Source organism: Sphingopyxis sp. GW247-27LB (genome assembly GCF_002277025.1).
GTDB lineage: Bacteria > Pseudomonadota > Alphaproteobacteria > Sphingomonadales > Sphingomonadaceae > Sphingopyxis.
Genome location: NZ_NIWD01000009.1, coordinates 212,505 through 234,471 on the forward strand (window position 1 = coordinate 212,505; position 21,967 = coordinate 234,471).

22 protein-coding genes and 1 tRNA gene are annotated in these 21,967 nt (G+C 67.4%); 6 read left to right on the top strand and 17 right to left on the bottom strand.

Features of this window, described 5'->3' with window-relative positions; all coding sequences use genetic code 11:
- Positions 1-40 precede the first annotated feature (40 nt).
- The 5 genes from CD928_RS13440 to moaA all read right to left on the bottom strand — a co-directional run bounded on the left by CD928_RS13440 (position 41) and on the right by moaA (position 3,658).
- On the bottom strand, positions 41-835 hold the full coding sequence (locus CD928_RS13440) for an outer membrane protein assembly factor BamD (RefSeq protein ID WP_095387618.1): 795 nt from the start codon (positions 833-835) through the stop codon (positions 41-43).
- 69 nt (positions 836-904) lie between these two features.
- Entirely contained in the window at positions 905-1,639 is a 735-nt protein-coding gene (locus CD928_RS13445) for a peptidylprolyl isomerase (protein WP_369679308.1), read from the bottom strand.
- 52 nt (positions 1,640-1,691) lie between these two features.
- Positions 1,692-1,766, bottom strand: a tRNA-Asn gene (locus CD928_RS13450).
- Positions 1,767-1,847: 81 nt separating this feature from the next.
- Positions 1,848-2,618 (bottom strand): NAD kinase, encoded by a 771-nt coding sequence (locus CD928_RS13455; RefSeq protein ID WP_095387619.1) that lies wholly within the window; start codon positions 2,616-2,618, stop codon positions 1,848-1,850.
- Positions 2,619-2,647: 29 nt separating this feature from the next.
- Positions 2,648-3,658 carry a GTP 3',8-cyclase MoaA gene (moaA, locus tag CD928_RS13460; RefSeq protein WP_095387620.1) on the bottom strand — a complete coding sequence of 337 codons (1,011 nt, stop codon included), beginning with the start codon at positions 3,656-3,658 and terminating at the stop codon, positions 2,648-2,650.
- Between the two features lie 60 nt (positions 3,659-3,718).
- On the opposite strand from moaA, the gene CD928_RS13465 reads away from it, so the two are divergent.
- A complete protein-coding gene (locus tag CD928_RS13465) occupies positions 3,719-4,915 on the top strand; it encodes a GGDEF domain-containing phosphodiesterase (protein ID WP_095387621.1) in 1,197 nt (398 codons plus the stop codon).
- Positions 4,916-5,019: 104 nt separating this feature from the next.
- Here CD928_RS13465 and mfd read toward each other — a convergent pair whose 3' ends face one another.
- From mfd to CD928_RS13510, 9 genes are all read right to left on the bottom strand, one after another.
- Positions 5,020-8,514, bottom strand: a complete 3,495-nt coding sequence (gene mfd, locus CD928_RS13470) for a transcription-repair coupling factor (RefSeq protein ID WP_095387622.1) — start codon at positions 8,512-8,514, stop codon at positions 5,020-5,022.
- Positions 8,511-8,771 (bottom strand): succinate dehydrogenase assembly factor 2, encoded by a 261-nt coding sequence (locus CD928_RS13475; protein ID WP_095387623.1) that lies wholly within the window; start codon positions 8,769-8,771, stop codon positions 8,511-8,513. Before CD928_RS13475 ends, mfd begins: the two co-directional genes overlap by 4 nt.
- 280 nt (positions 8,772-9,051) lie before the next feature.
- A complete protein-coding gene (gene pnp, locus CD928_RS13480) occupies positions 9,052-11,358 on the bottom strand; it encodes a polyribonucleotide nucleotidyltransferase (RefSeq protein WP_095387624.1) in 2,307 nt (768 codons plus the stop codon).
- 193 nt (positions 11,359-11,551) lie between these two features.
- A complete protein-coding gene (gene rpsO, locus CD928_RS13485; RefSeq protein WP_095387625.1) occupies positions 11,552-11,821 on the bottom strand; it encodes a 30S ribosomal protein S15 in 270 nt (89 codons plus the stop codon).
- 25 nt (positions 11,822-11,846) lie between these two features.
- Positions 11,847-12,806, bottom strand: a complete 960-nt coding sequence (truB, locus tag CD928_RS13490) for a tRNA pseudouridine(55) synthase TruB (RefSeq protein ID WP_095387626.1) — start codon at positions 12,804-12,806, stop codon at positions 11,847-11,849.
- A gap of 32 nt (positions 12,807-12,838) precedes the next feature.
- Positions 12,839-13,270 carry a DUF6491 family protein gene (locus CD928_RS13495; protein WP_255247165.1) on the bottom strand — a complete coding sequence of 144 codons (432 nt, stop codon included), beginning with the start codon at positions 13,268-13,270 and terminating at the stop codon, positions 12,839-12,841.
- Between the two features lie 51 nt (positions 13,271-13,321).
- Entirely contained in the window at positions 13,322-13,858 is a 537-nt protein-coding gene (locus CD928_RS13500; protein WP_095387628.1) for a GNAT family N-acetyltransferase, read from the bottom strand.
- Complete coding sequence (locus CD928_RS13505; protein ID WP_095387629.1) at positions 13,851-14,465, bottom strand: thymidine kinase; 615 nt, start codon at positions 14,463-14,465, stop codon at positions 13,851-13,853. The genes CD928_RS13500 and CD928_RS13505 overlap by 8 nt, the downstream gene beginning before the upstream one ends.
- Positions 14,466-14,508: 43 nt before the next feature.
- The gene (locus CD928_RS13510) at positions 14,509-14,940 is read right to left on the bottom strand and encodes an Rrf2 family transcriptional regulator (RefSeq protein WP_095387630.1); all 432 of its coding nucleotides are present in this window, start codon (positions 14,938-14,940) and stop codon (positions 14,509-14,511) included.
- Positions 14,941-15,022: 82 nt separating this feature from the next.
- Here CD928_RS13510 and CD928_RS13515 point away from each other — a divergent pair, with 82 nt between their 5' ends.
- From CD928_RS13515 to CD928_RS13535, 5 genes are all read left to right on the top strand, one after another.
- Positions 15,023-15,502 (top strand): group III truncated hemoglobin, encoded by a 480-nt coding sequence (locus CD928_RS13515; RefSeq protein ID WP_095387631.1) that lies wholly within the window; start codon positions 15,023-15,025, stop codon positions 15,500-15,502.
- Positions 15,495-15,908, top strand: coding sequence for a hypothetical protein (locus CD928_RS13520; RefSeq protein ID WP_095387632.1), 414 nt, complete (start codon positions 15,495-15,497; stop codon positions 15,906-15,908). The genes CD928_RS13515 and CD928_RS13520 overlap by 8 nt, the downstream gene beginning before the upstream one ends.
- Positions 15,909-15,911: 3 nt before the next feature.
- Positions 15,912-16,214, top strand: a complete 303-nt coding sequence (locus CD928_RS13525; RefSeq protein ID WP_095387633.1) for a DUF1971 domain-containing protein — start codon at positions 15,912-15,914, stop codon at positions 16,212-16,214.
- Positions 16,215-16,286: 72 nt separating this feature from the next.
- Positions 16,287-17,708 (top strand): wax ester/triacylglycerol synthase family O-acyltransferase, encoded by a 1,422-nt coding sequence (locus tag CD928_RS13530; RefSeq protein ID WP_095387634.1) that lies wholly within the window; start codon positions 16,287-16,289, stop codon positions 17,706-17,708.
- A gap of 95 nt (positions 17,709-17,803) precedes the next feature.
- Positions 17,804-18,385 carry a YceI family protein gene (locus CD928_RS13535; protein WP_095387635.1) on the top strand — a complete coding sequence of 194 codons (582 nt, stop codon included), beginning with the start codon at positions 17,804-17,806 and terminating at the stop codon, positions 18,383-18,385.
- Between the two features lie 30 nt (positions 18,386-18,415).
- On the opposite strand, the gene rbfA is transcribed toward CD928_RS13535, so the two are convergent.
- Genes rbfA through infB form a run of 3 tightly spaced genes read right to left on the bottom strand, consistent with a single transcriptional unit; the run spans position 18,416 to position 21,963 of the window.
- Complete coding sequence (gene rbfA, locus CD928_RS13540) at positions 18,416-18,826, bottom strand: 30S ribosome-binding factor RbfA (RefSeq protein ID WP_095387636.1); 411 nt, start codon at positions 18,824-18,826, stop codon at positions 18,416-18,418.
- Positions 18,823-19,380: a DUF1697 domain-containing protein gene (locus CD928_RS13545; protein ID WP_095387637.1), complete on the bottom strand. Its 558-nt coding sequence runs from the start codon at positions 19,378-19,380 to the stop codon at positions 18,823-18,825. Before CD928_RS13545 ends, rbfA begins: the two co-directional genes overlap by 4 nt.
- A 45-nt stretch (positions 19,381-19,425) precedes the next feature.
- Positions 19,426-21,963, bottom strand: coding sequence for a translation initiation factor IF-2 (gene infB, locus CD928_RS13550; RefSeq protein ID WP_095387638.1), 2,538 nt, complete (start codon positions 21,961-21,963; stop codon positions 19,426-19,428).
- Positions 21,964-21,967: the final 4 nt, after the last annotated feature.

Here is a 21,967-nt window from a genome sequence, read left to right on the forward strand (position 1 = left end):
TCTTATCGCAGAACAAAATGCGAATCTATCGCGCGATGCGTCAGGCCTGCGGTGCGTATTTCCGCATCAGGTCGAAGGAGCGCTTGTACCATTTGCTGCCCGGATAGTTGGCGCCGAGGACGGCGGCCGCCTTCTTCGCCTCGGCGGGGATGCCGAGCGCGAGATAGCATTCGGTCAGGCGATAGAGCGCCTCGGGCGTGTGACTGGTGGTCTGGAACTTCTCGGTCACTTCGCGGAAGCGGAGCGAGGCGGCGAGCCAGTTCGAACTGCGCTGATAGAAGCGGCCGATCTCCATCTCCTTGCCCGCAAGGTGGTCGCGCACCAGGTCCATCTTGACCCGCGCGTCGGCGGCGTAGCGCGTATCGGGATAGCGGCGGATCACCTCGCCGAGCGCGGCCTGCGCCTGCTGGGTGATCTTCTGGTCGCGGGTAACGTCGCTGATCTGCTCATAATAGCTGAGCGCGATCAGATAATAGGCGTAGGGCGCGTCCTTGTTGCCCGGATGGATCGCCAGAAACCGCTGTGACGCCTCGATCGACGGCGTATATTCGCGGTCCATATAATAGGAAAAGGCGCTCATCAGCTGCGCGCGGCGCGCCCAGGGCGAATAGGGGTGCTGGCGCTCGACCTCATCGAACAGCGCGGCGGCGAGCTTGTACTGGTTGCGGTCGAGCCGATCCTGCGCCGCGCGATAGAGCGTGCTGACGTCGCGCGCGACATAGCGCGTGTCCTTCTTCACCCCGCCCCCCCCGGCGCAGGCCGCCAGCAGGGGCGTCATCACGAGAGCGGCGGCGAGCAGGCGCACGGCGGCGCGCGAGGAAACGGGGTGAGTCATGCGCGCGGTATAGCCACAGCGCGGATGAACGCAAAATAAATGATCGCGCGGAGTCGGCGCTTCACCCCGCTATTGCGCCGGGGTGCCGGGCGTCGCCGCGCTCGCCGCCTTGACGATGCAGCCCTGCGGCGCGTCGGCGGGCGCCGGAACGCGGCGCGCGGTCCTGATCGTCACCATCGGATCGAGGATCTGGCCCTTCATCGCCCCCTCGCCCGCGGTCGGCGACAACGGCGCGGCGTAGATTTTCTCGGCCACGTCGCGCCCGCCGACGATCTCGCCGAACACCGCGAAACCCGCGCCGTCGCCGCCCTCGGCATCGGCGTCGAAGCCCTTGATGTCGGAGAGCAGCAGGAAGAAGTCGGTCGCCGCATCGCCGGGGTTGAGCCGCGCCATCGACACCGCACCGTCGCAATTGGTGAGCCCGGTCGCGGTGGTCGGCTCGTGCTTGATCGGCGGGAAGTTCCGCGCCGCATTGCCGCGGTTGCCCGCCTGGATCAGCTTGCTCGCCGGCCCCCAGCTCCGCGTCGCGCGATAGAATTTGAAGCCGTCCATCCGCTTCGTGTCGACATAGCGCAGGAAATTGGCGGCAGTGACCGGCGCGCGCTTGTCCTCGAGACGTACGGTGATCGTCCCGAGGTCGGTGACGAGCGCAACATAGGGCCGCGTGTCGGGCACCGCGGGGTTTGAGGGCGCAGTGGCGATCACAGGTGCGGGCGGCGTCGAATCGGGCTGCGTTGCCGCGGGCTGGGCGGCGAGCGCGAGGAGCGGGAGAAGGATCGTGAGCATGCCCTTGGCATAACCCAAAGGCGGCGGCCTTGGCGACCCCTTGCGTAAGGCAATCTCTTTTAGAAGAGTGTGGCTCCCCGGGTAGGATTCGAACCTACGACCGGTCGATTAACAGTCGACTGCTCTACCGCTGAGCTACCGAGGAACACGCCGCCGGAGCGGGCAAGGCGGCCCCTTTGCCGCCAACGAACATATTTATCAAGGGGGTTTTGGCGGGTCCTGCGCTCTAGACGATAAATTGTTCCATCGCGATGCGTTCGTCGAGCCCCTGGTCGGGGTCGAACAGCAGGGTCAACGGCCGGCTGCGGTCGGTTGTCACCAATACCGTCTTCACGTCGCGGATCTCGCGCTGGTCGGCGACCGCGCTGACCGGGCGCTTCGCCGCCTCGCGGACGTTGAAGCGGATGCTCGTCGATTCGGGCACCAGCGCGCCGCGCCAGCGCCGCGGGCGGAAGGGACTGATCGGGGTCAGCGCGAGCATTTCCGATTCGAGCGGCAGGATCGGGCCATTGGCGGACAGATTATAGGCGGTCGAGCCCGCGGGCGTCGCGACGAGCACGCCGTCGCAGGCGAGTTCCTCGAGCATCGTCTTCTCGTTGATCAGCACCTCGAGCTTCGCCGCCTGGCGCGTCTCGCGCAGTAGCGAAATCTCGTTGATCGCCGGCAGGATATGTCGCTCGCCGCTGATCGTCGTGATGTCGCCCGAGAGGGGATGGATCAGGAAGGGGCGCGCTCCGGCGATGCGTTCGAGTAGCCCCTCGACGCGGAACTCGTTCATCAGAAAGCCGATGGTACCGCGATTCATGCCGAAGACGGGCAGGCTTCGCCGCTGGTCGAGCAGCTGGTGCAGCATGTGGAGCAGGAAGCCGTCGCCGCCGAGCGCGATCAGCAGGTCGGCTTCGGCCAGATCGACGAAGTCGTAGAGCGGACGCAGCTCGGCCTCGGCCTCCTCGCCCGCGGGCGTGTTCGATGCGACGAGCGCGATCTTGCGATGCATAGTGGTCCGGTCCCCCTGGAGTCGGCGTGTCAGCCGCCCGTTGCACTCATATGACGCGCGACCGCCGGTTTGGACTTTCGTTCGATGTGAAAATCATGCGCGCGGGGTTTGCCAGCCAAAGCGGCATCAATCAAGCCGTCGACCGCGCCGATGCCGCCGTCGCGCAGCGCGGCGCGCAGGTCGATATGGTCGTCCTGGCCGAGGCACATGTAGATTCGCCCTTCGACCGTCAGCCGGATGCGGTTGCACGTCGTGCAGAAATTGTCGCTGAGCGGGGTGATCAGGCCGAGCGTCACGGGGCTGTCCTCGACCCCGAAATAGCGCGCCGGGCCGCCGGTGCGCCGGTCGACCGGGTAGATGGCGCGCTCGGCACGGAGCGGAGCGATGAAGCGGTGGAGCGGAATATAATGGTCGCTGCGGTCGCCCTCGACGTCGCCGAGGGGCATCGTCTCGATCAGCGTCAGGTCGCAGCCTGTCGCGGCGCAATAATCGAGCATCGGGAGGAGCTGGTCCTCGTTGAGCCCCGCGAGAGCGACCATGTTGATCTTGACCGAAAGGCCCGCGGCACGCGCCGCGTCGATCCCGCGCAGCGCGACGGCGACGTCGCCGACGCGGGTGATGTGGCGGAAGGCCTGGGGGTCGAGCGTATCGAGGCTCACGTTGACACGCCGCATCCCCGCTTCGGCGAGCATCGGCGCATGGTCGGCGAGGCGCATGCCGTTGGTGGTCAGCGTCAGTTCGTCGAGTCCGCTCCCGATCAGCGCGCCGAGCCGGCCCGCGAGCATGTCGATGCCGCGCCGCACCAGCGGCTCGCCGCCGGTCAGGCGGATGCGCCGGATGCCGCGCGCGACGAAGCGCTCGGCGAGCGCGCCCATTTCCTCGATGCTGAGCACCGCCGAGCGCGGCAGGAAGCTCATATGTTCGGCCATGCAGTAGCGGCATCGCAGGTCGCACCGGTCGGTGACCGACAGGCGCAAATAGCTGATCCGGCGGCCGTGGCCGTCGGTCAGCGGAGTATCTACGGGCGATTGAATAACCATCGCGCCGATTGTGATGCAAAAGGGAAGGGCTTGGCAAGCAAAGCCTGATATGGCGGCGCGATGAATCGCTCCGTCGACCCCAATAGCGCCAGCATCCGTCACCTGACCTGGCTGCACGCGCGCCACGATGCCGATGTCGGCGTGATCCTGGTCCAGGTCGACCAGCTCGCGCGAATCAACCACAGCGCGGGGACCGAGACGGGCAATGCGCTGCTCGAAGAGGTCGCGCGGCGGCTCGAGAATTTCGCCGGCGACGAATTCGGCCACGGGGCGGTGGTCGAGCGGCTGAGCGGGCCGCGCTTCCTGATCGTTCCGGCGGTGCCGCTGTCGCTCGCCGCCCTGCACGCGCAGGAGCGGGCGCTGCACGTCGCGCTCGCCGAGCCGATGGTCGGCGACCCGAGCGGGCGGCTCGCGATCCGCATCGCCGCGGCGCTGATCACCCGCGACGAGCCGATCGCCGACCAGCTCCGCATCGCCAGCGACCAGCTCGCGCGCCCGGCCTCGGCGCGTGACGGCGCGATGGTCAAGGCGGCGCTGTCGCACGGCGAGGTCGCGATCTTCTATCAGCCGCAATATGACGTCGCGAGCGGCGCGATGACCGGGGTCGAGGCGCTGCTGCGCTGGCGGCATCCCGAGCTCGGGCTGCTCGGCGCCGGGCCGCTCGTCACCGCCGCGCGCGCCGCGCGGATGGAGCGCGAACTCACCGAGCATGCGCACCGCGTCGCGCTCGCCGAGATCGCGCGCTGGCCGAAGGCGCTCGGCGGCCTCCGGGTGTCGCTCAACATCACCGCGGCCGACCTCGGCGACCCCGGTTTCGCCGACCGTTTCGCCGCGATGGCGAAGCAGGCGAAGGTCGACCCCGACCGGCTGACGCTCGAACTCACCGAACAGGCGATGCTCAGCGACCCGGCGAGCGCGGCGGCGCAGCTCGCGCAGATCCGTGCGCTCGGCTCGGCGATCGCGATCGACGATTTCGGCACCGGCTATTCGAGCCTGTCGCTGCTCGCGCGGCTGCCGATCGACTATCTGAAGATCGACAGCGGCTTCACTCGCACGATCGACGGCAGCGACCGCGACCGCATCGTCGTGCGCGCGATCGTCGATCTGGCGCGCGCGCTGGGGCTGCTGGTGGTCGCCGAAGGGGTCGAGAACGACCGGCAGCTCGCGCGGCTGAAGGAGATCGGGGTCGCGACCTGGCAGGGCTTCCTGAAATCGGGGCCGGTGCCGGGGGAGGAGCTTCTCGCTTTGATACAATAGCTCCGTCATTGCGAGGAGCGTAGCGACGAAGCAATCTCCAGCTATCGGCCTTGCGCAAGGCCGATAGCTGGAGATTGCTTCGCTCCGCTCGCAATGACGATGTTTTACGCCGCCTGCCGCGCCAGCTTTCCCAGCCCCTTCGACAGTTGCAGCGCGCCGTTGAGCCGCGCGCCCGCGCTCGCCCACTCGCCGCTGACCGACAGCCGGTTGTCGGGGCGGATGCGCGCGCGACCCTTCAGCCGCTCGACATAGGCGATCAGCCCGGGGACGTTCGCGAACTGGTCGCCGTGGAAGCTGACCAGCGCGCCCTTGGTGCCGACGTCGAGCTTGGCGATGCCCGCGGCCTTCGCGTTCGCCTTGATCTCCATCAACTGGACGAGGTTCGCGGTCTCGGGCGGCAGCGGACCGAAGCGGTCGATCATCTCGGCCGCGAAGGCGTCGAGCCCGGCGCGGTCCTCGGCCTCGTTGAGGCGGCGATAGAGCGCCATGCGGAGCGGCAGGTCGGGCACATAATCCTCGGGGATCAGGATCGGCGCGTCGACCGTGATCACCGGCGACAGCGCCTCGCGCGGCGGCGCCACGCCGGCACCCTCGGCCTTGGCGACGAGGATCGCCTCCTCGAGCATCGACTGATAGAGTTCGAAGCCGACCTCGCGGATATGCCCCGACTGCTCGTCGCCGACCAGATTGCCGGCGCCGCGAATATCGAGGTCGTGGCTCGCGAGCTGGAAGCCCGCGCCCAGCGTGTCGAGGTCGCCGAGCAGCTTGAGCCGCTTTTCCGCGGTGTCGGTGATGCCGCCGTGATCGGGCGTCGTGAGATAGGCGTAGGCGCGCGTCTTCGACCGCCCGACCCGGCCGCGAAGCTGGTAGAGCTGCGCAAGGCCGAAGCGGTCGGCGCGGTGGACGACCAGCGTGTTGGCGCTCGGAATGTCGAGCCCCGACTCGACGATGGTGGTCGAGACCAGCACGTCATATTTGCGGTCGTAGAAGGCACTCATCCGCTCCTCGACCTCGCCCGGCGCCATCTGGCCGTGCGCCACGACATATTTGACCTCGGGTACCCGCGTGCGCAGGAACTCCTCGATGTCGGGCAGGTCCTTGATCCGCGGCGTGACGAAGAAGCTCTGACCGCCACGGTCGTGCTCGCGCAGCAGCGCCTCGCGGATCACCACCGGGTCCCACGGCGCCACATAGGTCCGCACCGCGAGCCGGTCGACCGGCGGGGTCTGGATGACGCTGAGCTCGCGCAGCCCCGACATCGCCATCTGCAGCGTCCGCGGAATCGGCGTTGCGGTCAGCGTCAGCACATGGACGTCGGTCTTGAGTTGCTTCAGCCGCTCCTTGTGGACGACGCCGAAGCGCTGCTCCTCGTCGACGACGACGAGGCCGAGGCGCTGAAACTCGACCGCTTTCGCAAAGACCGCGTGCGTGCCGACGACGATGTCGATCTGCCCGCTCGCCAGCCCGTCGCGCGTCTTCGTCGCTTCGCCCGCGGGCACCAGCCGCGACAGCCGTCCGATGTTGATCGGGAAGCCTTTGAAGCGCTCGACGAAGTTCGTGTAATGCTGGCGCGCCAACAGAGTGGTCGGACAGACGACCGCGACCTGCACCCCCGCCATCGCCGCGACGAAGGCGGCGCGCAGCGCGACCTCGGTCTTGCCGAAGCCGACGTCGCCGCAGACGAGCCGGTCCATCGGCCGCCCCGACGCCATGTCGGCGAGCACGTCGCCGATCGCGCGATCCTGATCGTCGGTTTCCTGATAGGGAAAGCGGTCGGCGAAGGCGGGATAGGCGGCATCCTGCGCGAGCAGTTCGCCCGAGCGCAGCGCGCGCTGCGCCGCGGTCGCGAGCAGTTCGCCCGCGATCTCGCGGATGCGCTCTTTCATCCGCGCCTTGCGCCGCTGCCACGCCTCGCCGCCCAGCTTGTCGAGCCCGACCCCCTCGCTTTCGCCGCCGTAGCGCGACAGGACGTCGAGATTCTCAACCGGGACATAGAGCTTGTCGCCGCCGGCGTAAGTAAGCGCGACGCAGTCGTGCGGGCTGTTCCCGACCGGGATCGAGGTCAGCCCCTCGTAGCGGCCGATGCCGTGGTCGAGATGGACGACGAGATCGCCGACGCTGAGCGTCGCGAGCTCGGCGAGGAAAGCGTCGGCGCTCTTGCGGCGCTTCTGCCGCCGCACGAGGCGTTCGCCGAGGATGTCCTGCTCGGTCAGCAGGCTGAGCGCGTCGGACGCGAAGCCATGGTCGAGCGGCAGGACGACCATCGCGGTGGCGCCGCCAGCCTCGGCCGAGGCGGTGCCGAGAGCGTCCTGCCAGCCTTCGGCAGGCGCGAGCGACGTCACTCCATGTTCGCGCAGCAACCCCGACAACCGATCCCGCGCGCCCGCCGAATAGCTGGCGATGATCGTTCGCCGCCCCTTGCGCCGCTCGTCCGACAGATGGTCGGCGACCTTGTCGTAGACATTGAGGTCGGCGGTCCGCTCGGGCGTGAAATCGCGCGCCGCGAACGTCTCGAGGTCGAGCACCGCCGGCGCTTCGGGGATGTCGAACGGGGTGACGACATGGACGGGTCGCGCCGCCTCGGCGTCGCTCCATTCGGCCTCGGTCAGATAGAGCGTGTCGGGGGCGAGCGGGCGATAGCTGCCCGCCTGCTCGCGCTCGGCGGCGACGCGGTTCGCGTGATAGTCGCAGATCGCGTCGAAGCGCGTCTCGGCGGTCGCGTCGGTGCGGTGGCCGCGCAGCACCGGGGTTGCCGGGTCGATATGGTCGAACAAGGTCGCGAGCCGCTCCTCGAACAGCGGCAGCCAATGGTCCATGCCCGCCTGCCGCCGCCCTTCGCTCACCGCCTGATACAGCGGATCGCCGGTCGCCTGCGCGCCAAAGATTTCGCGGTAGGCGGAACGGAAGCGCTTGATCGTCGCTTCATCGAGCAAAGTTTCGGCGGCGGGGAGCAGCGACAGCGCCTTGGCGGGGCCGAGGCTGCGCTGGTCGGCGGGGTCGAAGCGGCGGATGCTCTCGATCTCGTCACCGAAGAAATCGACGCGGAGACCCGTTTCCTCGCCCGCGGGGAACAGGTCGACGATGCCGCCGCGCACCGCGAACTCGCCCTGGTCGGCGACGGTGTCGACGCGATTGAAGCCGTTCGAGACGAGCAGCTCGGTCAGCGCGTCGCGGTCGATCCGCTGGCCGGGCGCGAGCGTCGTCGCGAGTTGGCGGATGCGAAAAGGGGTGAGCGTGCGCTGGGTGATCGCGGCGACGGTGGTCAGGATCAGTTCGCCGCGCTTCGCGGGCGCCTGCAACGCCGACAGCGTCGCCAGCCGGTCGGCGCTGACCCGCATCGACGGCCCCGCGCGGTCATAGGGCAGGCAGTCCCACGCCGGAAAGCGATGGACGATCAGGTCGGGCGCGAAAAAGGGCGCGGCGTCGGCGACCGCCTGCATCGCCGCATCGTCGGTCGCCACGTAAACCAGCCGCGTGTCGCTCGCCCGCGCCAGATCGGCGAGCAGCAGCGGCAGGAAGCCGTCGGCCGCGCGCGCCAGCGTCAGCGGCGCCGACGCCGATCCGATCGCGGCGAAAATGTCGGCGGCCGTCCGGGTCATGGCAGCGGAATATAGTCCAGCCGGCGCATCGCGGCGATCAGTTCGGGGCGGTCGAGATGCGCGGGCGGCTGCCCGGTGCCGAGCGCCCACGCCATGATGTCGACATCATCCTCTTCGACGACCGCCTCATACCAGGCAATCTCGTCCTCGCTCCATTCGGGCGCATAACGGTCGAAAAAGCCGCCGATCATATAGTCGGCCTCGCGCGTGCCGCGATGCCAGGCGCGGAATTTCAGGCGTTTCAGGCGATCTTGCATGGCGGCCTTTTAGAGCGGTTGCGCGAGGTATCAACCGTCATGGCGGTCATGCAGAAAACGGCCGATTGCGGCCATACCTTCTCCCCTCCCTTTTAGGGAGGGGCTGGGGGTAGGTAGCCGCGAAGGCGGCATTCTTTCGTGGGCTCGCTCCGCTCGCGCACCCACCCCTAACCCCTCCCTAAAAGGGAGGGGAATGGCCCAAATCCACCCCAAAACAGTCAATCGCGCCAAAAAAAGGGGCCGCTTTCGCGGCCCCTCTCCTAGTTCGCTTTGCGGGCGATCAGTCCTTCAGGAAATCGGGCACATGGCCCTGATCCTCGGGACCTTCGCTGCGTTCGCGGCGCGGGCCGCGGTCGCCCCGGCCTTCGCCGTCGCGGCGCGGACCGCGATCGCGGCCGCCGCGGCCCCGGTCGCCGTCACGGCGCGGGCCACGATCGCCGCGGTCCCCGCGCTCGCGGGGTTCGCGCGGCGGGCGCGTATCTTCGAGTTCCTCGCCGGTTTCTTGGTCGACGACGCGCATCGACAGGCGGACCTTCCCGCGCGGGTCGATCTCGAGCACCTTGACCTTGACGTCCTGGCCTTCGCTCAGGACGTCGGCGACCTTCTCGACGCGCTCGTTCTTGATTTCGCTGACGTGGACGAGGCCGTCCTTGCCGCCCATGAAATTCACGAACGCCCCGAAATCGACGAGATTGACGACCTTGCCGTCATAAATCTTGCCGACTTCGGCTTCCTCGACGATGCCGGCGATCCACTTGCGCGCGGCCTCGATCTGGTCGAGGTCGCTCGACGAGATCTTGATCAGGCCCTCGTCGTCGATGTCGACCTTGGCGCCGGTGGTCGCGACGATCTCGCGGATCACCTTGCCACCGGTGCCGATGACGTCGCGGATCTTCGCCTTGTCGATCTGCATCGTCTCGATCCGCGGCGCATGCGCCGACAATTCGCTGCGGGTCTCGCCGAGCGCCTTGTTCATCTCGCCGAGGATATGCGCGCGGCCTTCCTTGGCCTGGGTCAGCGCGGCCTCGAAGATTTCCTTCGTGATGCCCGCGATCTTGATGTCCATCTGCATCGTGGTGATGCCTTCGGACGTGCCCGCGACCTTGAAGTCCATGTCGCCGAGGTGATCCTCGTCGCCCAGGATGTCGGAGAGGATCGCATAGTCCTTGCCCTCGAGGATCAGGCCCATCGCGATGCCCGAGACGGGGCGCTTGATCGGCACGCCGGCGTCCATCATCGACAGCGAGCCGCCGCACACCGACGCCATCGACGACGAGCCGTTCGACTCGGTGATGTCGCTGGTCAGGCGGATCGTGTAGGGGAAGTCGTCCTTCGTCGGCAGCACCGGGTGCAGTGCGCGCCAGGCGAGCTTGCCATGGCCGACTTCGCGGCGGCCCGGGGCGCCGAAGCGGCCGACTTCGCCGACCGAATAGGGCGGGAAGTTATAGTGGAGCATGAAATTCTGGTACGACAGGCCGTTGAGGCCGTCGACCATCTGCTCGCTTTCCTTGGTGCCCAGCGTGCAGGTCGCGATCGTCTGCGTCTCGCCGCGGGTGAACAGCGCCGAGCCGTGCGCGCGCGGCAGGAAGTGCGTTTCGGCGACGATCGGACGGATCTGCGTCGTGGTGCGGCCGTCGATGCGCTTGCCGTCCTTGAGGATGGCGGTGCGGACGATTTCGGCTTCGAGCTTCTTGATCAGCTTGATGCCGGCCATCACGCTCTGCGGGTCGAGCCCGTCGGCGACGAACTGTTCCTTCGCCTTCGCGCGCGCTTCGTTCAAAGCGTTCGAGCGGGCCGACTTGTCGGTCAGCTTGTAGGCGGCGGCGATGTCCTTGCCGATCAGCTTCTTGAGCTTGTCCTTGAGCGCGGCATTGTCGTCCGACGACGCCATCTCCCAGGGATCCTTGGCGGCCTGTTCGGCGAGCTTGACGATCGCCTTGACGACTTCCTTGCACGCGTCGTGCGCGAACAGGACGGCGCCCAGCATGACCTCTTCCGACAGCTCATTGGCTTCGGATTCGACCATCATCACCGCATCGTAGGTCGCGGCGACGACCAGGTCGAGATCGCCCTCGGCGACCTGCTCGTCGGTCGGGTTGAGGATATATTCGCCGTCGACATAGCCGACGCGCGCGGCGCCGATCGGGCCCATGAAGGGCACGCCCGAGATGGTGAGCGCGGCCGACGCCGCGACCATCGCGAGGATGTCGGGTTCGTTGTGGCCGTCATAGCTCAGCACCTGAGCGATGGCATTGATCTCGTTGTAGAAACCCTCGGGGAACAGCGGACGGATCGGACGGTCGATCAGGCGGGAAACCAGCGTTTCCTTTTCGGTCGCGCCGCGTTCGCGCTTGAAGAAGCCGCCCGGGATGCGCCCCGCGGCCGAATATTTTTCCTGATAATGGACGGTGAGCGGGAAGAAATCCTGCCCTTCCTTGACCGACTTGGCGGCGGTCACGGCGCACAGGACAACCGTTTCGCCCAGCGTCGCCATGACGGCGCCGTCGGCCTGGCGGGCAACCTTGCCCGTTTCGAGGGTCAGCGTTTCACCGCCCCACTCGATCGATACTTTTTTCACGTCGAACATGATGTTTCCTTCGCCCGCCGGGCCCTATGCCGGGCGGGGCCTCTGATTCCGGGCGATCCGGCCCGGGGCGGTGTGGGGCGCTTTGATGCCCCTATGGCGGTCCCGCCGGATGCGGGAGCGGCCCTGTGGCCGCGCACATAGGCGGGCGGCCAATATGACAGCGGCCCCGGAAGTCCGGGGCCGCCAGAAATTCTTATTTACGAAGACCCAGCTTCGCGATGAGCGCCTGATAGCGGCCCTCGTCCTTCTTGCGAAGATAGTCGAGCAGGCTGCGGCGCTTGTTGACCATCATCAGCAGCCCGCGGCGGCTGTGATTGTCCTTGTGGTGCGCCTTGAAGTGATCGGTCAGCGTGTTGATGCGGTCGGTCAGGATCGCGACCTGGACTTCCGGCGAACCGGTGTCGCCCTTGGCACGGGCATTGTCCTTGATGACTTCGGCTTTGCGCTCGGCGGTAATCGACATGTACTACTTCCTTCGAACATCCTGCTTACAGATTGAAGCCCCGCACGACCTTCAGCGTTCCCGCCGAAACCTCTATCAGGGCGATGGGACGATATTCGCCGTCCCGTCCCCAATAGAGCCCGTCGTGCGTGCTTGCCCCGGTCCAGACGCGACCCTGGCGGATCGCCCCTGCCGCTTCCGGGGAAAGGTCCAGAGCCGGGATGTCGACCAGCCCTGCCTCCAGCGGCAGAATAATCTCTGATTGCGCGGCCCCTTGGCCGAAAGCGTTCAATTTGTCCAGCGAAATCGCGTCGTCGAGCGTGAAGGGCCCCGCTTTCGTGCGGCGGAGCATGGTGACATGGCCGACGCTGCCGACGGCCTGCGCGATGTCGCGCGCAAGGCTGCGGATATAGGTGCCTTTCGAGACATGGGCGGTAAAGGTGATGCTGTCGAGCCTCCCTTCCTCCTTCTCGTCACTCCGGACTTGATCCGGGGCCCCGCTTTCCGGCGCCGCTGAGCGGGACCCCGGATCAAGTCCGGGATGACGAAGGCTGAAGACCGTCACGCTGCGCGCCTTCATCTCGACCGCTTCGCCCTTGCGCGCCAAGTCATAGGCGCGCTGGCCGTCCACCTTGATCGCGGAAAAGGCAGGCGGCACCTGCTCGATGTCGCCGGTGAAGCGCGGCAGCACGGCCTCGACCTCGGCGAGCGTCGGCCGCACGTCGCTGGTCGCGACCACCTCGCCTTCGGCATCGAGCCCCGCGGTCTCGGTGCCGAACGCCACCGTAAAGTCGTAGACCTTGCTCGCATCGAGCATGCGGCCGGTCAGCTTCGTCGCCTCGCCGAGCGCGATCGGCAGCACCCCCGACGCGAGCGGGTCGAGCGTGCCGCCATGCCCGACCTTGACCTTGCCCAGCCCGGCCTCGCGGCACACGCGCTTGACCGCGCCCACCGCCTGGGTCGAGCCGAGGCCCACGGGTTTGTCGAGGATGATCCAGCCGTTCATCCGCCGCCGCTAGGCCGGTGCGGCGCGGCTTGTCAATTTCGCGGCGGCGTTTCGGCCTTCGCCGCGTCCTTCGCCTTGTCGCGTTCGGCCTTCGACGGCGGCGGCGCCGAGTTCACGAACGACACCAGCGGGCAGCGCTCGCCGCGCACGACCAGCGTCGCAAAACGGTCGAGCCGCGATTGGCCGCGGGTGTCGAAGCCGATCGCCTGCGCGAAATCGACATCGCGGCAAATTCCGGCGAACAACCCGTAATACCAGTCGCCGCGGCGGTCCTGCACCCAGATGCCGCGCTCGCGGTCGGCGCGCCAGTTGCGGATCGTCGTGTCGCTGGGGAAGACGATGCTCGCCTCGGCGCCGATCTCGCGCGACGCGGCCGCAGCCTGTTTCGGGGCGGGCTCGTCGGCCGCCGCTGCAGAAAGGGGAAGCAGCATGGCGGCCAGGGAGAGTGCGAGTTTCTGTTTCATGGCGCGGTGCCTAGCACAGCGCGGCTGAACGGGCGCTGACTTGCGAGCGCCCTACCCCCGCCACTCCCCCGCGAGCAGCGACCAGAGGCCGGTATCGCGCACATGCCCGGTCCAGGTGATGCGCTCGGCGCGGAGCACGCCTTCCTTGATGGCGCCGAGCTTCGCGACCGCCGCCTGGCTGCGCTGGTTGCGCTCGTCGATGCGGAATTCGACGCGGCGGATGCCGGCCGCGAAAGCGTGGCCCAGCATCAGCCGCTTCAATCGCCCGTTGAGCCCGGTGCCGCGCACATCGGGATGGATATAGCTGTTACCGATCTCGATCGTCTGTGCCGACACATCGGCCCGCAGATAAGCCGTCATGCCGACCAGCCGGTCGCCGGCGAATACCGCATAGGGCATGCGCGCGGGGTTCGCGAGCAGCGCGGTGAAGGTGGCGTCGAAATGCCCGGGGTCGAAGCTCGACGCATAGATCGGCCAGATATCGGGATCGGCGGCGCAGGCCGCGCCAAGCGGCTCGCGATGCGCTTCGACGAGCTTGACGAGCCTCAACTCGCCGTCGACGAGTTCGGCGTAGAGGCGGTCAAGCATCGGCGCCCACCTCCCTTGGCGCCTCCGCCGCCTGGCGCCGCTTTTCCATGAAATGCCGGCGGCACATCGCGACATAGCGATCGTTGCCGCCGATCTCGGTCTGCGCGCCCTCGACCACCGCGCGACCGCGTTCGTCGACGCGCAGGTTCATCGTCGCCTTGCGCCCGCATTCGCACACCGCCTTGAGCTCGACGAGCGCGTCGGCGAGGCCGAGCAGCGCTGCCGAGCCGGGAAACAAATTCGCCGCGAAATCGGTGCGAAGGCCATAGCAGAGCACCGGAATATTCGCCTCGTCGGCGAGCCGCGCGAGATCGAGCACCTGCGCGCGCGACAGGAACTGCGCCTCGTCGACGAGCACGCAGGCGAGCGGACGCTCGGCGTTCTCGGCCTGCACCGCCGCCCAAAGGTCGCTGTCGGGGTCGAATTTATGCGCCTCGGCCATCAATCCGATGCGGCTCGTCACCTGCCCCGCGCCGTAGCGGTCGTCGAGCGCCGCGGTCCACAGCATCGTTTCCATGCCGCGCTCGCGATAGTTGAAATCCGCTTGAAGCAGCGTCGTCGACTTGCCCGCGTTCATGCTGGCATAATAGAAATAGAGCTTGGCCATGCGCCGAGCGATACCGCCTTGGCCGCGCCACGCAAATCGAAAATCAGGCGACCCCGAGCAGCGCGCGGAAGCGCCCGGGCTGCGGCACCAGATCGGTGAGCCGATAGCCGTCGAGATGCGTGAGGAACGCCGCGAGCGCCCCGCCGAGCGCGCCCTGCAAGCCGCAGCCGCCACACACCGGGCAGGTCGAGGTCGCGGGGTCCATGCACTCGACCAGCCCCTCCAGATTCTCGAACTCGCGCACCACCGTGCCGACGATCACCGCCTCGGGTTCGCGCGCCAGCGTCAGCCCGCCGCCGCGCCCGCGCTGCGCGCTGACATAGCCGAGCGCCTGCAGCCGCTGCGCGACCTTGGCGAGATGGTTGCGCGAAATGCCATATTGGCCCGCGATCTCGTCGACCGACATCTGGCGGCCGGTCGCGGATAGCGCCATCAGGATGCGCAGGGCATAATCGCTATGGAGACTGAGCCGCATAAAAGTGGTATATTAGATATTGCTTTTTGCGGCAACCCGCTTAAAGAGGTATTTCAGATACTCAATATAGAGTCGGAACATTATGACGACACGAACGGTCCAGGCCCATCCCCACGCCATCGCCGCCCGGGAGGAGCGACGCGCCGAGGCGCTGGCCATGGGCATCGACGAGCCTTTCATCGCCGAACTGGTCGATCGCTTCTACGCCTCGGTGCGCGAGGATGCGATGCTCGGCCCGATCTTCGACGCGCGCATCGACGACTGGCCGAAGCACCTCGGCCAGATGAACCGCTTCTGGCAGTCGATCCTGCTCAGCGCCGGCAATTTCACCGGCAATCCGATGATGAAGCATCTGGCGATCCCGACGATCGGGCAGGAGCATTTCCAGCAGTGGCTACGGCTCTTCTACCGGACGCTGCACGATATCGCCCCGACCCCGGAAGCCACCGCCCATGTCGGCGCGAAGGCGCGGATGATCGCCGAGAGCCTGCTCACCGGCATCTGGGTTCACCGCGACCGGGACGATCCCCTCGCGAAGAAAGTGGAGTTGCCCGATGTCTGATCTCCCCTCCGTTCCCCCGCCCGTCTATCGCTCCAACGATCCCTATGAAACCAGCGGGGTCCAGGCGGGCTTCCAGCTTCCGCGCTCGACCTGGCACGCGATGTTCGCCTGCTATGCGGTCTTCTTTCTCGGCATCTTCGCGGCGACCGGGCGCGATGCGGCGACGGTGATGATGCTCGTCATCTCGGGCCTCTACATGCTGATGTTCTTCGGCACCGCGAAGCTGCTCAACGCGCAGAAGGGCGCGGAGCATGATTCGCCGCTCGACCGCAGCGATGGCCTGCTCGACACCTGGACCGGGCCGATGGACCGGCGCACCGTCGCGGCGCAGATTCTCGCGGTGCCCGCTGGCTTCGCCTTCCTTGGCGTCACCTTCTTCGTCGTCCGAGCGGCCGCGGGCTTTTAGACCATGACCGTGCCGATCGCCGAGCGCGGGCCGCCGCTTCCCTCCGGCGCCCGCGCCTACCGGCGGATCGGCCCGTTCGGGGCGGACGCCATTCCGGCGGGCCTGCTCCGCCGCCACGACCTCAAGGAGGGCGCATGGGGGCTGCTGTCGGTCCTCGCCGGGTCGATCCGTTTCCACTGGGACGACGAGACAGGGGGCGCCCGCCTGTTGAAGACCGGCGACACGATGCTGATCCCACCCTGCGTTCCGCATCATCTGGAACGGCAAGGGTCGGTGACGATCGAAATCGCCTTCTGCGCGCCCTGACCTCCGCTTGACTCACCGCTGCTCGCTGTCATGCTGCGCTCAAATGCCGCAGCATGACGGGGAGAGCTGCCGATGCGCCTGATGCCGGTGACCGACGCGATGTTCCTGTGGGGGGAAAGCCGCGAGATGCCGATGCACATCGGCGGCATCAACCTCTACACCCTCCCCGACGATGTCGACGAGACCGAATGGCTGAACGAGCAACTCGCGCTGCTCCGCCAGTCGGAAGGGCTGCGGCGCCCGTTCAGCGAAGTGCTGAAGCTGACCCCGCTCGGCCAGTACGGCCCGATCCGGCTCGAGCCCGACCGCGACATCGACATGCACTATCATGTCCGCGCCGCGGCGCTGCCCAAGCCGGGGCGCTACCGCGAGATGTTCGAACTCGCCTCGCGCCTCCATTCGGGGCTGCTCGACCGCACCCGGCCGTTGTGGGAGATCACGCTGATCTCGGGCCTGCCGAACCGCCAGATCGCGACCTTCAAGAAGATCCACCACGCGTTGATGGACGGCGCGGCGAGCATCCATTTCTATAATTCGATGCTGTCGCCCGACCCCAAGGAGCGGCGCACCGCTTCGCCGCTGTCGGTCGAGGCCTATGAAGCCTATAAGCGCCAGTTCCCGCTGCCCAGGAAGGCGCCGCGCCCCAGCCTGACCGACATCGGCGCGATCGGCGAATTCCTGAAGGAGCAATGGGGGAACAGCGTCGGGGTGACCAAGGCGCTCAATCAATATGCCGCGGCAATGGTCGGCCTGGGCGGCGAGGGACTCGTCACGCCCTTCGCCGGCGTGCCGCGCACCAGCTTCAACCGCAACATCACCGGCGCGCGCCGCTTCGTCGCGCAAAGCTGGTCGCTCGACCGCGTCCGTGCGGTGGGCAAGGCCTATGACGGGACGATCAACGATGCGGTGCTCGGCATGTGCGCGGGCGCGATGCGGAAATATCTGCAATCGCTGAACGAACTGCCCGACAAGCCCCTGAAAGCCATGGCGCCGGTGTCGATCCGCCCCAAGGACGACGTCGATTCGGGCAATTCGGTCGCCTCGGTCACCGCCAATCTCGCAACCAACATCGACGATCCCGCCGAACGGATGGCGGCGATCCAGGCGTCGATGAACGCGGCCAAGGCACAGCTCCGCGCGATGACCGCCCAGCAGATTCAGCTCTACACCGCGATCACCAGCTTCCCGCAGATGCTCACCGCGCTGACCCGCACCGCCGACAAATTCCCCGCCTATTCGGCGACCATCTCGAACGTGCCGGGACCGCGCGAGCAGATGTATTGGAACGGCGCGCGGCTCGACGGCATGTATCCCGCGAGCATCCCGGTCGACGGCATGGCGATGAACATCACCCAAGTCAGCAACAACAAGAATATCGACTTCGGCATCACCGCCTGCCGCCGCAGCGTCCCGCATGCGCAGCGGATGATCGACTATCTGGAGGATGCGCTGGTCGAGCTGGAGGCAGCGGCGGGGATCAGGAAGGGGAAGTAGAAAACCTCCGCGCGGGCTTTGACGAATCCGCTTTCGCACTCCCCCGAAACGCGCGATACATCGCCGTCAGGGCGGCTAGCCGAAGACGGGTGACCATGCCGACATTCGCCATCTCATCGCTTGCGACGGCCGCGCTCCTGCTCGCGGCGCCGGCGGCCAGCGCCCCCGCGACCCTCGCCTACCGCATCGACAGCGCGGCGAGCCGCGTTGACGCGAAGGTCGGCTTTCTCGGCATCGGCAGCCGCACCGCCCATTTCCCCTCGGTATCGGGCAGCGTCGCGCTATCGCCCGGCGCGATGGACAGGATCGATCTGAACGTGGCGATCGACGCGCGCCAGCTCAGCGCGAGCGATGCGCTCACCACCGGGCGGCTGAAGGGCAGGAATTTCTTCGACGTCGACCATCATCCGATCGTCCGCTTCGCCGGCCATGCGCTGGCCATGACCGGGGCGACGACAGGCAATGTGTCGGGCGACCTCACCGCGCGCGGCGTAACGAAGCCGGTCGTGCTCGCCGTCACCTTCTCCAACCCGCCGGCACGCGCGACCGGACGCGAGACCATCGACCTCACCGGAACGACGACGATCAACCGCCGCGATTTCGGCATGACCGCCTATTCGTTCATCGTCGGCCGCAAGGTGCGGATCATCATCAACACCCGGCTGGTGCCGGCCTGATGAGCGCGAGCATGAGGGACAGCAAGGAGTTCAGCCCTCTTCACCGCCCCCCAAATCCCGCGCCACCTTCGGATCGCGCAGCAGCGCATCGATATGGCTCGCCTCGTCGAAGCTTTCGTCGGCGAGGAATTTCAGCTTGGCGGCATATTTCATCCGCACCTTCGCCGCGACGCTCTTTTGGAGATAGGCGGTGTTGGTGCGCAGCGCCTTCAGCACCGCCTCCTCGTCCTTGCCCAGCAGCGGCTTCACGAACACCGTCGCGTGGCGCAGGTCGGGCGACATGCGGACTTCGGTGATGCTGACCGGATGCGTCGCGAGCACATCGTCGTGGACATCGCCGCGCGCGAGAATTTCGGACAGGAGGTGGCGTACCTGCTCGCCGACGCGCAGCACGCGAACCGAGGGGCCGCTATCCCTTTTCCGATCCCTTTCGGTTTTCATCGCTCCGCTTTCTCCAACTGGTCGAGCTTGTCGACGATCCGAGCGATCGAACGCATGTTGCGCGCCGTGCCCTTATGTTCCAGCCGACGCTCGATCAGGCGCGCGGTGAGCTTGCTGTCGGCCACGCCGTCGCCATAATCGATATAAAGCGCCCGGTCGCCCAGCGCGAGGCGCTCGTTCGGCTTGATCCATTTGTCGGCCGCCAGCGCATCGAACTGCGCCGCGGTCGGCTGCCCGTCGAGGAACATGGTGTGGACGAACTTGTCCTCGTTGGTGCCCGCGAACGGATTGTCGGCGATTCCCGCGGCGAGTTCGTCGCGGCTGCGCACGAGGGCGGCGCAGCTCATGTCGAACCGGTCGTCGACCATCAGCGTCAGCTTTTCCTCCAGCCCGCGCGTCGGCCGCGCGGGGTGCGAGAAGATGACATTGCCGCTCGCCACGACGGTTTCGACGTCGCTGAACCCCTCGGCTTCGAACGCCGCGCGCAGATCGGCCATCTTCAGCCGGTTTCCACCGACGTTGATGCTGCCGAACAGTGCCACATAGCGTGCCATGCTGGCGCCTCCCGATCCCTTCCCGCACGCGGGAGGGGAAGTGATTTACAGCGTCCGTTCGCGCAGCTCGACTTCGAAGACTTCGAGGTGGTCGCCCGGCTTGATGTCGTTGGTGTCCGCCAGCACGACGCCGCACTCCAGGCCCGCGCGCACTTCGGCGACATCGTCCTTGAAGCGGCGGAGCGAGGCGATCGTCGTCGCCGAGACGATGACGTCGTCGCGGGTGAGGCGCGCGTGGAGCCCCTTGCGGATCGATCCCTCGAGCACCAGCAGACCCGCGGCCTTGTCGCGCTTGCCAGCCGGGAAGACTTCCTTGACCTCGGCGCGGCCGACGACATTCTCGATGCGCTCCGGACCCAGCTCGCCCGCCATCTCCTTCGCGACTTCCTCGGTCAGGTGATAGATGACGTCATAGTACATGAAGCGCACCTTCTCGCGGTTCGCGATCTCGCGCGCCTTGGCGTTCGGGCGGACGTTGAAGCCGATGATCGGCGCCTTGGTCGAGGCGGCGAGCGTCACGTCGCTCTCGGTGATCGCGCCGGCGCCCGAATGGAGCACGCGGACGCGGATCTCGTCGGTCGACAGCTTGTTGAGCGCATTGACGATCGCCTCGACGCTGCCCTGCACGTCGCCCTTGATGACCACCGGATATTCGATGACATTGGCCTTGTCGGCGAGCGCCGAGAACATGCCTTCGAGGCTGACCGGCGCCTGCGCCGTCCGCTTCTTCAGCGCTTCGCTCTGGCGATAGGCCGCGACCTCGCGGGCGCGCGCCTCATTCTCGACGACGGTCAGCGTATCGCCCGCCATCGGCACGCCGCCGAGGCCGAGGACCTCGACCGGCATCGACGGGCCGGCTTCCTTGATCTGCTGGCCCTTGTCGTTGACGAGCGCGCGAACGCGGCCGCTTTCGGCGCCACAGACGAAGATGTCGCCGACCTTCAGCGTGCCGCGGCGGACGAGGATCGTCGCCACGGGCCCGCGGCCCTTGTCGAGCTTCGCCTCGACCACCGTGCCTTCGGCGGCGCGGTCGGGGTTGGCCTTCAGCTCCATGATCTCGGCCTGCACCGCGATCGCGTCGAGCAGCTTGTCGAGACCGGTCTTCTTGAGCGCCGACACTTCGACATTCTGGACGTCGCCGCCCATTTCCTCGACGATCACCTCATGCTCGAGCAGGCGCTCGCGCACGCGCTGGGGATTCGCGCCTTCCTTGTCGACCTTGTTGATCGCGACGATCATCGGCACGCCCGCCGCCTTGGCATGGTTGATCGCCTCGATCGACTGCGGCTTCAGCCCGTCGTCGGCGGCAACCACCAGGATGACGATGTCGGTGACGTTGGCACCGCGCTGGCGCATTTCGGTAAAGGCTTCGTGGCCCGGCGTATCGAGGAAGGTCACCAGCGACCCGTCGGGGGTCTTCACCTGATAGGCGCCGATATGCTGGGTGATGCCGCCGGCCTCGCCCGCCTGCACGTTCGCGCCGCGCAGCGCGTCGAGCAGGCTGGTCTTGCCATGATCGACGTGGCCCATGATCGTGACGACCGGCGCGCGCGGCTTCAGCGCCGCGGCGTCGTCGACGTCCTTGTCGTGGCGGATGTCGACGTCGGCCTCGCTGACGCGCTTGATCTCGTGCCCGAATTCGGTGACGAGCAGCTCGGCGGTGTCCTGGTCGATCGTCTGGTTGACGGTGACCGGCATGCCCATCTTGAACAGGGCCTTCACCAGGTCCGCGCCCTTTTCGGCCATGCGGTTGGCGAGTTCCTGCACCGTGATCGTGTCGGGCACGACGACTTCGCGGATCTGCTTTTCGCGCGGACCCGACGAGGTGATATGCGAGCGCCGCTCCTTTTCGCGGGCGCGCTTCAGCGCCGCGAGGCTGCGGGCGCGGGCGCCCTCGTCATCGTTGAGCGCACGCGCGACGGTCAGCTTGCCCGACTGGCGGCGATTGTCGGCGCCGCGATTCGCCTTGGGCTCGGGACGCTTGGGCTCGGGACGCTTGGGCGCCTCGACCGGCGTGAAGCGGCGCGGCGCAGGAGCGGCGGTGGCCGCGGCGCGCGGCGCAGCGGCGGCGGCGGGCGTCGTTTCGGCCGCGGGGGCTTCGGCCGCCTCGGGCTCGCTCGCGGCGGGCGCGGGCGCGGGCTCGGTCGCCTTGGCCGCCACCTGTTCCTCGCGCGCCTCGACGCGCTGCTTTTCTTCCTCGGCGGCGCGGGCGCGTGCGGCTTCCTCGCGGCGGCGCGTTTCCTCGAGCGCCGTCATGCGGGCTTCCTCGGCTTCGCGAAGCAGCTGCGCCTGGCGTTCCTGACGCGACATCAGGCTGTCCGATTCGGTCGCGCGCGGCGCCGGGGCCGGTTTGGGGGCCGGGGCGGGCTTCGGCGCGGGCGCGGGTGCGGCCTGGACCTCTTCGGGCTCGGGCGCGGGTGCGGCTTCGCCCGGACGTCCGATCACGCGGCGGCGCTTCACCTCGACCACCACCGTGTTGCGGCGTCCGTGGCTGAATTGCTGCTGCACCTGCCCGGCCTCGACCGTCCGCTTCAGCCCCAGGGGCTTGCGGGTAAGAGTCGGCTTGTCCTGTTCGTCACTCATCGAA

Coding starts and splice junctions, on each gene's coding strand:
- CD928_RS13440 (WP_095387618.1), bottom strand. CDS start 835: ATGACTCACCCCGTTTCCTCGCGCGCCGCCGTGCGCCTGCTCGCCGCC.
- CD928_RS13455 (WP_095387619.1), bottom strand. CDS start 2,618: ATGCATCGCAAGATCGCGCTCGTCGCATCGAACACGCCCGCGGGCGAG.
- moaA (WP_095387620.1), bottom strand. CDS start 3,658: ATGGTTATTCAATCGCCCGTAGATACTCCGCTGACCGACGGCCACGGC.
- CD928_RS13465 (WP_095387621.1), top strand. CDS start 3,719: ATGAATCGCTCCGTCGACCCCAATAGCGCCAGCATCCGTCACCTGACC.
- mfd (WP_095387622.1), bottom strand. CDS start 8,514: ATGACCCGGACGGCCGCCGACATTTTCGCCGCGATCGGATCGGCGTCG.
- CD928_RS13475 (WP_095387623.1), bottom strand. CDS start 8,771: ATGCAAGATCGCCTGAAACGCCTGAAATTCCGCGCCTGGCATCGCGGC.
- pnp (WP_095387624.1), bottom strand. CDS start 11,358: ATGTTCGACGTGAAAAAAGTATCGATCGAGTGGGGCGGTGAAACGCTG.
- rpsO (WP_095387625.1), bottom strand. CDS start 11,821: ATGTCGATTACCGCCGAGCGCAAAGCCGAAGTCATCAAGGACAATGCC.
- truB (WP_095387626.1), bottom strand. CDS start 12,806: ATGAACGGCTGGATCATCCTCGACAAACCCGTGGGCCTCGGCTCGACC.
- CD928_RS13495 (WP_255247165.1), bottom strand. CDS start 13,270: ATGAAACAGAAACTCGCACTCTCCCTGGCCGCCATGCTGCTTCCCCTT.
- CD928_RS13500 (WP_095387628.1), bottom strand. CDS start 13,858: ATGCTTGACCGCCTCTACGCCGAACTCGTCGACGGCGAGTTGAGGCTC.
- CD928_RS13505 (WP_095387629.1), bottom strand. CDS start 14,465: ATGGCCAAGCTCTATTTCTATTATGCCAGCATGAACGCGGGCAAGTCG.
- CD928_RS13510 (WP_095387630.1), bottom strand. CDS start 14,940: ATGCGGCTCAGTCTCCATAGCGATTATGCCCTGCGCATCCTGATGGCG.
- CD928_RS13515 (WP_095387631.1), top strand. CDS start 15,023: ATGACGACACGAACGGTCCAGGCCCATCCCCACGCCATCGCCGCCCGG.
- CD928_RS13520 (WP_095387632.1), top strand. CDS start 15,495: ATGTCTGATCTCCCCTCCGTTCCCCCGCCCGTCTATCGCTCCAACGAT.
- CD928_RS13525 (WP_095387633.1), top strand. CDS start 15,912: ATGACCGTGCCGATCGCCGAGCGCGGGCCGCCGCTTCCCTCCGGCGCC.
- CD928_RS13530 (WP_095387634.1), top strand. CDS start 16,287: ATGCGCCTGATGCCGGTGACCGACGCGATGTTCCTGTGGGGGGAAAGC.
- CD928_RS13535 (WP_095387635.1), top strand. CDS start 17,804: ATGCCGACATTCGCCATCTCATCGCTTGCGACGGCCGCGCTCCTGCTC.
- rbfA (WP_095387636.1), bottom strand. CDS start 18,826: ATGAAAACCGAAAGGGATCGGAAAAGGGATAGCGGCCCCTCGGTTCGC.
- CD928_RS13545 (WP_095387637.1), bottom strand. CDS start 19,380: ATGGCACGCTATGTGGCACTGTTCGGCAGCATCAACGTCGGTGGAAAC.
- infB (WP_095387638.1), bottom strand. CDS start 21,963: ATGAGTGACGAACAGGACAAGCCGACTCTTACCCGCAAGCCCCTGGGG.